Origin of the sequence: Cyanobium sp. LEGE 06143 (assembly GCF_015207535.1) — a bacterium.
In the GTDB taxonomy this organism is placed as follows: domain Bacteria; phylum Cyanobacteriota; class Cyanobacteriia; order PCC-6307; family Cyanobiaceae; genus NIES-981.
Window position 1 is genome coordinate 1 of the sequence record NZ_JADEWP010000072.1, and the last position, 11,237, is coordinate 11,237.

General features: G+C 72.6%; 9 protein-coding genes and 2 pseudogenes. 7 read left to right on the plus strand and 4 right to left on the minus strand.

From position 1 onward, the window contains the following. The 4 genes from IQ216_RS06800 to IQ216_RS06815 form a co-directional block, all read left to right on the plus strand. Positions 1–1,243 (plus strand): glucose-6-phosphate dehydrogenase assembly protein OpcA (locus IQ216_RS06800; RefSeq protein ID WP_193814878.1); only part of this gene is annotated, 1,243 nt, incomplete at its 5' end. A 1-nt stretch (position 1,244) separates the two neighbouring features. Then, a complete protein-coding gene (locus IQ216_RS06805; protein WP_193814879.1) occupies positions 1,245–2,714 on the plus strand; it encodes a cobyrinate a,c-diamide synthase in 1,470 nt (489 codons plus the stop codon). A gap of 2 nt (positions 2,715–2,716) precedes the next feature. Further along, the gene (locus IQ216_RS06810; protein WP_370566646.1) at positions 2,717–2,965 is read left to right on the plus strand and encodes an acylphosphatase; all 249 of its coding nucleotides are present in this window, start codon (positions 2,717–2,719) and stop codon (positions 2,963–2,965) included. Between the two features lie 20 nt (positions 2,966–2,985). Next, the gene (locus IQ216_RS06815) at positions 2,986–3,660 is read left to right on the plus strand and encodes a GAP family protein (RefSeq protein ID WP_228007236.1); all 675 of its coding nucleotides are present in this window, start codon (positions 2,986–2,988) and stop codon (positions 3,658–3,660) included. On the opposite strand, the gene IQ216_RS06820 is transcribed toward IQ216_RS06815, so the two are convergent. The 3 genes from IQ216_RS06820 to crtE are packed head-to-tail and all read right to left on the minus strand — an operon-like array spanning position 3,657 to position 6,672. Continuing rightward, positions 3,657–5,147 (minus strand): ATP-dependent RecD-like DNA helicase, encoded by a 1,491-nt coding sequence (locus IQ216_RS06820; RefSeq protein WP_228007237.1) that lies wholly within the window; start codon positions 5,145–5,147, stop codon positions 3,657–3,659. The genes IQ216_RS06815 and IQ216_RS06820 overlap by 4 nt on opposite strands. Then, positions 5,144–5,716, minus strand: a complete 573-nt coding sequence (locus tag IQ216_RS06825; protein ID WP_370566647.1) for a divergent PAP2 family protein — start codon at positions 5,714–5,716, stop codon at positions 5,144–5,146. The genes IQ216_RS06820 and IQ216_RS06825 overlap by 4 nt, the downstream gene beginning before the upstream one ends. Continuing rightward, complete coding sequence (gene crtE, locus IQ216_RS06830) at positions 5,716–6,672, minus strand: geranylgeranyl diphosphate synthase CrtE (protein WP_193814880.1); 957 nt, start codon at positions 6,670–6,672, stop codon at positions 5,716–5,718. Before crtE ends, IQ216_RS06825 begins: the two co-directional genes overlap by 1 nt. Before the next feature lie 146 nt (positions 6,673–6,818). Between crtE and IQ216_RS06835 the strand changes: the two genes are divergently transcribed. After that, a complete protein-coding gene (locus IQ216_RS06835) occupies positions 6,819–8,150 on the plus strand; it encodes a hypothetical protein (protein ID WP_193814881.1) in 1,332 nt (443 codons plus the stop codon). A gap of 5 nt (positions 8,151–8,155) precedes the next feature. Here the strand turns inward: IQ216_RS06835 and IQ216_RS06840 are convergent. Further along, positions 8,156–8,614 (minus strand): annotated as a pseudogene (locus tag IQ216_RS06840) (bifunctional 5,10-methylene-tetrahydrofolate dehydrogenase/5,10-methylene-tetrahydrofolate cyclohydrolase); the annotation flags it as partial. A 310-nt stretch (positions 8,615–8,924) separates the two neighbouring features. Between IQ216_RS06840 and IQ216_RS14695 the strand changes: the two are divergent. Then, positions 8,925–11,006: an HDIG domain-containing metalloprotein gene (locus IQ216_RS14695; protein WP_193814882.1), complete on the plus strand. Its 2,082-nt coding sequence runs from the start codon at positions 8,925–8,927 to the stop codon at positions 11,004–11,006. Between the two features lie 12 nt (positions 11,007–11,018). Continuing rightward, positions 11,019–11,237, plus strand: a pseudogene (locus IQ216_RS14700) (carboxylate-amine ligase); the annotation flags it as partial.

An 11,237-nucleotide genomic window follows, 5' to 3' on the forward strand; every position in this document is an offset into this window, starting at 1 on the left:
CCTCTGGGGAGAGGGGCTGCAGCATGCCAGCGGAGCGCCCACCTTCAGCCTGGTGGTGTACGAGCCCTCCTGGCTGCAGCAGCACCTGATCCGCACCGGCCGCATCCCTGGACCGCTCACCGGACTGCTGGACCCCAACCTGATCGAGGCGGCCAAGGCCGCCGTGCCCGATCTGGACCTGCCCTTCAGCACAGCCGTGATGGACCAGCGCCTGTCCTGGCGCCTGGGCCAGCAGGCCGGCAGCTCCAGCGCCGAAGACCAGCGCGGCCAGTTCGTGGACGGGGCGATCAGCGCCCACATGCCGCGGCGCCTGATCACCCTGGCTCCCACCCTGGAGGAGTCGAGGCCGCTGGAAACCCTCGTGGCCGCCTACTGCCCCCTGCCGGAGGAGGGCGGCGGCGGCTCCGCCTGCGGCGATGTGGTGGTGCTGCGCGGCGGCCGCGAGGTGCTCAAGCAGCAGCTGGATCTGGTGCTGCCCCTGATCGCCGACGACCTGCCCTGCTGGGTGTGGTGGAACAGCAGCCTCGACGAGGCCCCCGAACTGCTGGAGGCCCTGGCACCGCCCACCAGGCGCCTGGTGGTGGACAGCTCCCTGGGCCGGCCCCGGCGCTGCATCGACCTGCTGGTGCAGCGGATCGCCGCAGGCCAGGCGGTGAACGACCTCAACTGGCTGCGGCTGCGCACCTGGCGCGAATCCCTGGCGATGGTGTTCGATCCGCCCTCGCGCCGCAATGCCCTCGACCACGTGGTGCAGCTGGACATCGATGTGGAGGGCGACCACCCGCTCAAAGGGTTGCTGCTGGCGGCCTGGCTGGCCGACCGGCTCGGCTGGGAGCTGGTGGAGTCCTACGCCGTGCCCGTGGACGGCTGCGGCAGCGGCGCCCATGAAGAGGGGATCGGCGCCGAGTTCCGCCGCAGGGATGGCTCGCCGGTGCAGTTCCGGCTGATGCCTGTGCCGGTGGGCAGCCCCAAGATCCATCCCGGCGCCCTGGTGGGCCTGCGCCTGATCTGTGCACCGGAGGGGCGGCCGCCCCTGTGTGTGATCCTCTGCTCCGAATCCGGGGGCTGCATGCGCCTGGAAGCCGGGGGCATGGCCTCGATGGAACTCGAGGAAGACGTGGTGCCGCTCCCCAATGAGAGCGAGGAGGAAGAGCTGGCCCGGCTGCTCTCGGGCGGCCACGACACCACCAACCCGCTGCTGGCGGCAGCGGCGCCGATCGCCGCCCAGCTGCTGCCCGCCTGAGGTGCCCTGTCTGATCGCCGCGCCCAGCAGCGGCAGCGGCAAGACCCTGCTGAGTGTGAGCCTGGCCGCCCTGGCCCGCAGCCGGGGCCTGCGGCTGCAGCCCTTCAAGGTGGGGCCCGACTACCTCGATCCGCAGTTGCTCAGCCGGGTGAGCGGCCTGCCCTGCCGCAACCTCGACCCGCTGCTCTGCGGTGAGCGCTGGCTGCAGGACAGCTTCCAGTGGCATGGCAGCCGGGCCGACCTGGCCCTGGTGGAGGGGGTGATGGGTCTGTTCGATGGTCGGGGGTCGAGCAGCGAGGGCAGCTCCGCGGCGGTGGCGGCCCTGCTGGATCTGCCCGTAGTGCTGGTGGTGGAGGCCTCCCGCCAGGCCGGCTCCCTGGCGGCCCTGGTGCGGGGCTTCCGCGACCACGGCCCGCCCCCGGTGCGGCTCGCCGGCGTGGTGCTCAACCGCGTGGGCAGTGCGCGCCACCGCCAGCTGCTGGCCGAGGCCCTGGAGGCGATCGAGGTGCCGCTGCTGGGGGTGCTGCCCAGCGAGGAGGCCCTGGAGTGGCCCTCGCGCCATCTGGGGCTGCTGACGCCCGATGAAATTCCGGACCTGCCGGAACGCGAGCGGGCCTGGTCCGCCCTGGCGGAACGCCATCTCGATCTCGACCAGCTCTGGCCCCTGCTGGCTCCGGTGCAGCCCCTGGCCAGGGCGGTGGATCCGATCGCCACCCTCGTGGCCTCGGAGCCCGCCCACTCTCGGCTGCAGCAGCCAGGCGCCTCCTCGCCGGAGCCGCTGCCGATCGCCGTGGCCCGGGATGCCGCCTTTCACTTCGGCTACCCGGAGGCCGAGGAGCTGCTGCGCGCCTGGGGCCTCGAACCCCTGCCCTGGAGTCCCCTGGCCGATCAGCCGCTGCCGCCGGGCTGCCGGGCGGTGCTGCTGCCGGGGGGCTACCCGGAACTGCACGCGGAGGCCCTGGCGGCCAGCCGGCGCAGCCTCACCTCGCTGAGCCAGGCCGCCGCTGCCGGGATCCCGATCGCCGCCGAGTGCGGTGGGCTGCTGCTGCTGGGCCGGAGCCTGCTGGATCCCCAGGGCCGCTCCCATGCGATGGCGGGAGTGCTGCCCTTTTCGGCCGCTCGCGGCAGCCTCAGCCTCGGCTACCGCGAGGCCACGGCCCACACCGATGGACTGCTGGTGCGCCGCGGCGAACGGCTGCGCGGCCACGAGTTCCATCGCTGGCAGCTCCAGGATGTGGCCGACTCCGGCGCTTTCTGGCAGCTTGAAGGCTGGGGTTGTCCGAGCCGGAGCGAAGGATGGTCAACAGCAACGCTGCACGCCAGCTGGCTGCATCTGCACTGGGCTGGCTGCCCGGCGATTCCCGCCCGGATCGCCGCCGCAGCCTCGAACGCCGTGCCGGTGCCGACCAGCGCCGCTTCATTCACCCTGGCGAACAGCCCCAGGGAATCCCCCTTGAGCGCTGGCGGCTGACCGTGGAAGGGAAGGTGCAGGGTGTGGGCTACCGGGCTGCCTGCTGCCGCCAGGCCCAGAGCCTCGGCCTGGCGGGCTGGGTGCGCAACCGCTCCGACGGCAGGGTGGAACTGGAGGCCGAGGGCAGTGCTGAGCAGCTGCAGGCCCTGAGGCTCTGGTGTGAACGGGGCCCGTCCCTGGCCAGGGTGGGGCGGGTGACGACCCTGCCGATCGGCCTTACCGGCGCTGACTGGTTTGAGGTGCTGTCCTGACCAACCTCACCACGGGGCACTTGCTGGGGGAACTCTCGGCCTTCGGGCTGGCCCTGGCCATCTCACCCCTGCACATCGGCTTGCTGCTGCTGCTGCTGCTCGGCGAACGCCCCCGGCTGCGGGGCGTGGTCTTCGTGCTGGCCTGGTGGGCCACCAGCGCCCTGGTGGTTGCCGCCCTGCTCACGGTGGGCCATGGGCTGCTGCTCAGCATGGAGAAGGGCACGGCCCACCGCACCGGCCTCGACCTGCTGGCCGCCGGGGCCCTGCTGGCCCTGGGCCTGAAGGAGCTGCTCAACCGCGGCGAAGAGAACGCTCCGCCTGGCTGGGCCGACAAGCTGGAGCGCTTCTGCGCCCTGCCCCTGCCCCTGCTGCTGGCCCTGAGCATCGGGTTGCAGATCATCAGCCCGGACGATCTGTTCCTGTTTGCCAAGACCGCCGGCAGCCTGCTGGAGGCGGGCCTGGCGCCGGGCCAGGAGGTGGTGGGCACGCTGCTGTTCAGCCTCACCAGCAGCCTGCTGCTGCTGCTGCCGCTGCTGGCCCTGCTGCTGCTGGGCAGCGAGCGGGTGCTGCCGCTGCTGCGGGGAGGCAAGGCCTGGCTGCTGGCCCGGGGCGATGCTCTGGTGGGACTGGTGAGCCTGGGCCTGGCTCTCTACCTGGGCTGGCAGGGGATCGAGGGGCTGCAGCTCAGCCTTTAGGAGCTGGAGAGCCACTGCTGCCAGAGCCGGGCATCCCCGCCACCTCTAGCGCCACCGCCGGCCACCAGGGCCACCCGCTGGCTGGCGCGGCTCACCGCCACGTAGAGCAGCTGGCGCCGCAGCAGCGGATCCCCAGGCCAGAACACGTCGCCATCCACGAACACCTCGGAGAAGGTGCTGCCCTGGCTGCGGTGCACGGTGAGCACGGCGGCCGGACCGAGTGCGGCGAAGGCATCCCGCAGCAGAAAGAAGCGGCGCCACAGGGCGCGGCCCGCCTGCTTGTCGGCGCTGCGGGCCTGCTGCCGCAACGTGGCCAGCACCTGCTCGATGGCGGCGCGCCCGGCCGTGCCGAGCGGGGGCAGCAGGCGCAGGTTGAACTGGCTGTCGCCGCTGTCCACCGCCGCCATCAGGGTGTCCACCACGGGCACCGCCAGACCCCCGCCCAGATCGGCCGAGCTGAAGCCGAACTCACCCAGATCACAGCGCTCCGGCGTCACGTCGCGCACCAGCAACTCCCGGTTGGAGCCGAGCACCATGTCGGGCTCCTCGGCGGCCTCATCGCCCTCGCGGCAGGCCGGCGCCATCACGGCGCTGCGGGTGATCAGCACCTCGCCGGGCAGCACCGGCAGCTGGTCGGCCATGGCGCCATGCAGGGCGCGGCGGGCGATCGGCACCAGCTGCTCCAGGGAGCGATTCGTGTAACAGAGGATGCGGGCCAGATCGGGGTTGTCGGTGGCGGCGCTGCGGCGCAGGGCGTCCTGGGCCGCCTCCAGCCACTGCTGGCGGGGCAGCAGCGCCACCTCCCCCACCGCCGTGCGCACGGGCGGCAGGGCGGGGGGCTGGCGCGCGGGCAGCCGCTGCTCCCGGATGCCCTGCGCCAGCTGCAGCACCGGCCCCTGATGGCGCACCACCTCGGTGAGCTCCGCCGCGGCGGCTCGCCCCAGGCTGAACACGGGGCTGCAGGGCTCCCCCACCGGCGGCAACTGGGCCGGATCGCCCACGAACACGAGGCGGGTGCCGAAGGGATGGGCGCAGCGCAGGCTGATCTCCAGCAGGGTGCTGTCCACCATCGAGGCCTCATCCACCAGCACCAGGCCCAGGTGCTCGAGGGCCGCGGCGGTCTGCTCGGTTTCCTCGCAGCGCTCCCGGTCGCCCTGCCGCTTCAGGCGCAGGCGCAGCAGGCGGTGGATGGTGGAGGGGTACCAGGTGGGCTGGAGGGCAGCCCGGCCCAGGTGGTGGCGCAGCACGCCCACCGCCTTGTGGGTGGGGGCCACCACGGTCCAGCAGAGCTGCTGAGCCTCCACCAGCTGCAGGAACGCCATCGAGAGGAAGGTCTTGCCGGTGCCGGCGTAGCCGCTGAGCACAAAGGGCCGGCCCTCTGCCGGCTCGGCCAGCCAGGCGGCGAAGCCCGTGCAGGCCGCCTGTTGCCCCGCTGTGAACACGGTGCCAGGGACCGGCGGCTCAGCCGGGGCGGGAGGCTGGCTCAACCGAGCCCAAGCCACACACCCCAGGCGTGGGCCAGCTCCAGGGGCGAGCCCAGCAGCACCAGCCCAGGCAGGGCGATCGCCGGGCCCAGCAGGCTGCCCACCAGCACCTCCAGGCGGGTGTGGCCGAGGTTTTCCTTGAGCGGTCTGCGGCTCGGGGTTGGGCTCAGTGTTGAGGAATCGGCATCGGCGCTGCCGGGCTCAGGCGGCCAGAGCGCCTCGGGCAGCTGGTTGACCCGCCCGGCGGTGAGCCCGGCGGCCCGCCGCACCCCGGAGGCGTCGTAGAGCACCACGAAGCAGAGCGCGGCCGCCAGGGCGAACAGCGGATCGGCAAAGCCCTGCTGCCAGCCCAGCGCCGCCGTGGTGCCCGTGAGCAGGGCGGAATGGCTGGAGGGCATGCCGCCCGTTTCGAACAGCACGGCCGGTCGCCAGCGCCGGTGCAGCACCAGCTCGATCAGCAGCTTGGACGCCTGGGCCAGCCCACAGGCCACCAGCCCCCACCAGAGGGTGCTGTTGGCGAGCAGGGCCGCCAGGGGCTGGGCATCGTGGAGCGCCGCCAGAGGCATCTCCATCATCGGTCGCGGCTGGTGATGTAGTCGGCGAGGGCGAGCAGGGGGGCTGCCTTGCCCTCGGCGGCGAAGGGCTCCAGGGCGGCCTTGGCAGCGGCCACCAGGGCTTCCGCCCGCTGGCGCGACTCCTCGAGCCCCAACAGCTTGGGATAGGTGGTCTTGTCGGCGGTGAGATCCTTGCCGGCGGTCTTGCCGAGCACGTCGCTGCTGGCGGTGACATCGAGGATGTCGTCGATGATCTGGAAGGCGAGGCCGATGCCGCGGGCGTAGGTGCGGAGGGCCCCGAGCAGGGCTTCGGGAGCGCCGGCGATCAGGGCGCCGCTGAGCACGCAGGCCCGCAGCAGGGCGCCGGTCTTGTGCAGGTGGATGTACTCCAGGGTGTCGAGGTCCACGTCCTTGCCCTCACACTCCAGATCCACCACCTGGCCCCCCACCAGGCCCGGAGCGCCGGAGGCCAGGCTCAGCTCGCCCACCACCCGCAGCAGCTGCTCGGCCGGCACCTGGGGACTGCGCAGGGCGACCATCTCGAAGGCCCGGGTGAGCAGGGCGTCGCCGGCCAGGATCGCCTTGGCCTCGCCGTACACCTTGTGGTTGGTGGGCCGCCCCCGGCGCAGGTCGTCGTCGTCCATGGCCGGCAGATCGTCATGGATCAGCGACATGGTGTGGATCATCTCCAGGGCGAGGGCCGTGGGCATGGCCAGGGCGCTGTCGCCACCGGCCAGCTCACAGGCCGCCAGGCAGAGGATCGGCCGCAGCCGCTTGCCGCCCGCCAGCAGCGAGTAGCGCATCGCCTCCCGCAGCGATTCGGGGCGCTCCGGCCCCAGGGACGCCTCCAGGGCGGTCTCCACCCGCAGGCGCGTCGCCTCCAGATAGGCCGGGAAATCAAAGCTGCCCGCCTCGGGGCCTGCACCGGTGCCGTCGGCGGGGCTGCCAGGGGTCGTGCTCACCGCCGCGGTCATGGGGAGATGGGGACTGGGGGCGATTCTCTCAGGTGAAGCCCCATTCCCCAGGCCTGGCGGGTCCAGGCCACACACATGGCAAGACCGGTGGGACCTGCCATGCCGCTGCGGGAGACTGGAGGACGCTGTCCGATGGCTCTGCCTGCATGGATCTGCCCCGCCTCCTCGAGGTCAGCACGCGCCGGCAACGGATCGCCAGTGCCGCCGCCCAGGCCGTGCGCGACCACTGGGTGACCCTGCATGACGGGGCCGTCACGATCCCGGCCGCGCCGCTGGCCCAGGAGCTGCTGGTGTACCGGGTGGACAACGGCCGGCTGCTGGCTGATCTGGAGGAGCAGCTGGGCGGCGAGCCGGGGGCCCTGGCGCGGCTGCACGCCAGCGAGGACAGCATGGAGACCCAGACCCTGCTGCACGGGCTGCTGGTGACCAAGGCCGGCGACAGCCGCGGGCCGATCCTGCAGGAACTGCAGCGGCTCGCCGTACAGACCGAGCCCCTGCTGGTGGACAACGATGGGGTGGTGATCAATGGCAACCGGCGGCTGGCGGCGATGCGCCGCCTGCTGGCCGAGGATCCGCAGCGCTACCAGCGCTTCCACACGCCGCTGGTGGCGATCCTGCCCCCGGGCGTGAGCCGGGCCGACCTGGAGTTTCTGGAGGCGAGCCTGCAGATGGCGCCGGACACCAAGCTGGCCTACGGCTGGCTGGAGCGGCGCCTCAAGCTGCGGGAACAGCATGCTCGCCTCGGCCTGGCCGACGAATGGATCCAGGAGGCCTACCGGCTGGCCGATCCCGCCCAGCTGGAGCAGGAGCTGGCCGAGCTGGCCCTGGCCGAGACCTTTCTGGAGCAGTTTCAGGGGCAGCCGCGCCGCTACTCCAGCCTGGCGGATGCGGAGCCGTTGATCGTGGGGCTGAGCGCCCAGCTGCCCCTGCTGCCAAAGCGACTGCGCCCCTGCTGGCAGGCGCTGGGGTTCCTGTTGATCGACCGCCGCGCTGAGCTCGATGGGGGCATGGCCAAGCACTTCCCTTTCACGGCTCCACCGGCACCGCTATTCCCCGCCGAAGCGCTCTCACGGCTCGCCCAGGAGTGGGGGCTGGAGCGAGAGTCCAGCGGGGACGAGCAGAACAGCAGTCCGCTGCTGGCGGTGGCTCCGCCGCGGGCCCAGCTGCGGGCGCTGGCGACGGCGACGGCGGACGGAAAAGACCGCAGCGCCAGGGCCAAGGAGCTGCAGGACGTGCTCGACACCCTGCGGATGCAGTGCCGGCAGGGTCAGACCCCCCAGCGGCTGCTGATCAACCTGCGCAACAGCCGCAAGCTGCTGGCCCGGGTGACCCCCGACCAGCTGAGCGCCGAAGAGCGCAGCCGACTGCAGGGGGAGCTGGCGGCCATCGCCGCCCAGGGGGTCCAGCTGCTGGGCGGCAAGCGCAAGCGCTCCCTGTGGAAGCGCCTGATGGGGCGGGTGCGGGGTAGGCGGCGCTGACCGGCTCAGGGCACCAGATCATCCAGCCCATGCTCGAGCCCATGGCGGCGGCACCAGGCCACCACGGTGTTCACCAGCAGCATGGTCACCGTCATCGGGCCCACTCCCCCCGGCACCGGCGTGATCGCGGCGGCCAGGGGCTCCACCTGCTCAACGATCACATCGCCGCAGAGGCCGCCCTCGGGCCGGCGGTGGATGCCCACATCCACCACCACCGCACCGGGCCGCMCGTGCTCGGCCCCGAGCATGCGGGGGCGGCCCGCCGCCACCACCAGCACCTCGGCCTCGCGGGTCAGGCTGGGCAGGTCACGGGTGCGGGAGTGGGCCACGGTGACCGTGGCATCGGCGGCCTGCAGCATCAGGGCCATGGGCTGGCCCACCAGGATGCTGCGCCCTACCACCACCGCCCGCCGCCCGGCCAGCTCCACGCCGGCCTGGGCCAGCAGGGCCATCACCCCGGCCGGNKSTGCNNMRCTKCGSKGGCCGSSSKCMSSTKYGMSCNNAGGCKGCSGAKGYYSANSSGKSYGCAGRCCWTCNKCMTYSTTGGCSRSGTMGANSGCCRYYRGCRGGGKCRYCGCNSWCSMKGNMGCNCSGSCAGGNSCRGSKGSAMSWSSRWGMCGKSRMYGGYSGGNNCGGCGWTGRKGGCSKCGAKCCTSGYYYSGATCNGCKSCRSYKMGCTCACGCCCATCGAGACGGGTAGCCATGGATCGAGGGGGCTGCGCAATCCCCAGCTTGCAATGCTGGCGCCCGAGCGGCCCTCGCTAGCGTCGAAGCATGCGTGGCCGGCTGTTGACGATCCAGATCCCCGGCCGGGTGCGCAGCCTGTGGCGCCAGTGGCTGCGCACCGAACGCCCCCGCCAGCCACCCGCCTGCTGGCGGGGTCAGGACAGTCTCGCGGTGCTGATGGTGTGTGCCCTGGTGGCGGTGCTGAGCAGTTGGTCGTGGCTGGCGGAGCCGAGCCTGCGCCCAGGCATGCTCGCCCCGTTCACGGTGCAGGCGCCCGAATCGGCCGAGGTGGTGGACAGCACCGCCCTGGAGGAGCGGCGCCAGCAGATGCTGCCCCGCACCACCGTCCAGGTGGTGGATGAGGAGGCCAGCCTGCGTCTGCGCGCCCAGCTGGGCGAACAGCTCAAGCTGATGCAAGACCAACTGGCCCGCGCCCGGGACCGGGTGGAGGCCCTGCCGCTCAGCGACCAGGAACGCCTCTGGCTGCGGGGGCTCAGCCAGGCCCAGCTCACCGCCTGGCAGGCAGAGGTGAGCCGGGCCCAGCTGCGCATGCTCAGCCAGGGGCTGGCGCCGGGAGTCTCCGAAGGCCAGCTGCTGGAGGCCGCCTCCTTGCAGCTGGAGCAGCTCACCGGGCTGGGGCGCAACCTCGGCGCCCGGCTGGTGGTGCAGAGCCTGCAGGGCCAGACCAACCTGCGCAGCGACCCAGCCCTCAGCCAACGCCGCATCGAGGCGTTGATCAGCCAGCAGGGCATCCCCACGATCAGCGTCAGCAAGGGCGACCTGGTGGTGCGGCAGGGAGAGGTGATCAACGCCCAGGTGTTCGACGTGCTCGACCATTTCGGCCTGGTCAACCGCCGGCCCAGGCCGCTGGTTTGGCTGAGCCACTTCCTCGAGAGCCTCGCCGTCACCGGCGCCATGGTGCTGCTGCTGCGCCGCTGGCGCTCCAGCCTCGAGCCGCGCCAGGCGATGCTCGCCCTGGGCACCCTGCTGGCGGTGCAGGGGGTGCACCTCTGGCTCGGCCCGGGCGCCAGCCCGATGGTGCTGCTGGCGCCGCCCACCCTGCTGCTCGCCCAGGGCCTGGGCACCGCCAGCGGCCTGGCCTGGCTGGCGGCGGCCACCCTGCTCTGGCCGGTGCCGATGAGCGGTCTGCTGGGCCTGCGGCTGCTGCTGGCAGCGGCCACGGCGGCGGTGGCGGCGGTGACCGCCGGCCGCCAGCGCAGCCGGGCCGAGCTGCTGCAGCTGGCCGTGCTGCTGCCGGGCGGGGCGGTGCTGCTGCAGTGGCTGCTGCTGCAGGGCCGGGGCCAGCCGGGGCAGTTCGACCTGCTCAGTGAAGCTCTGCTGCTGGCGGGGCTGCTGATGGCGGGCCTGCTGCTGGCGCCCCTGGTGGAGACCTTCTTCGGGCTGATGACCCGCACCCGGCTGCTGGAACTGGCCGACCTGGAGCGCCCGCTGCTGCGCCGGCTCTCCTGCGAGGCGCCCGGCACCTTCGAGCACACCCTGATGATCGCCGGCCTGGCCGAGGAGGGAGCCCGCAGCATCGGCGCCGACGTGGACCTGGTGCGCACCGGGGCGCTGTATCACGACGTGGGCAAGCTGCACGGCCCCCAGTGGTTCATCGAAAACCAGGAGGAGGGAGCCAACCCCCACGACACCCTCGATGATCCCTACGCCAGCGCGGCCATCCTGCAGGCCCATGTGGATGAAGGCCTGAAGCTAGCCCGGCGCTACCGGCTGCCGCGGCCCCTGGCGGACTTCATCCCCGAGCACCAGGGCACGCTGAAGATGGGCTACTTCCTGCACCATGCCCGCGAACGCGACCCCTCGGTGCGGGAGGCCGATTTCCGCTACCGCGGCCCCACCCCCCGCAGCCGCGAAACGGCGATCCTGATGCTCGCCGACGGCTGTGAAGCCGCCCTGCGCTCCCTGCCGCCCGGCACCAATGAACACGAAGCGCGCACGATGGTGCGCCGCATCCTCGAAGCGCGGCAGCGGGACGGCCAGCTGGCGGGCAGCGGCATCAGCCGCGCCGAGCTGGAGCTGCTGATCCGGGCCTTCGTGCGGGTGTGGAAGCGCATGCGCCACCGCCGCATCCCCTATCCGATTCCCGCCCGCAAGGCCTTCAGTGCCTGAGGGGGAAGAAGGATGACGGCACTCAGCTTCGTGGAGCTGCAGCGGCAGCTGCAGCCCTCCTGGGGCCACACCACCGGCGGCATGGGCCCGGAGGTGGACGTGCTGCTGGTGCCCTCGCTCTCGATGGACCAAAGCCAGATGGCCCTGGTCACCGGGTCGCACCACTACGAGGAGCGCCAGCTGTTCGCCCTGATCGGGCTGCGCCACCCGGGGGTGCGCATGGTGTACGCC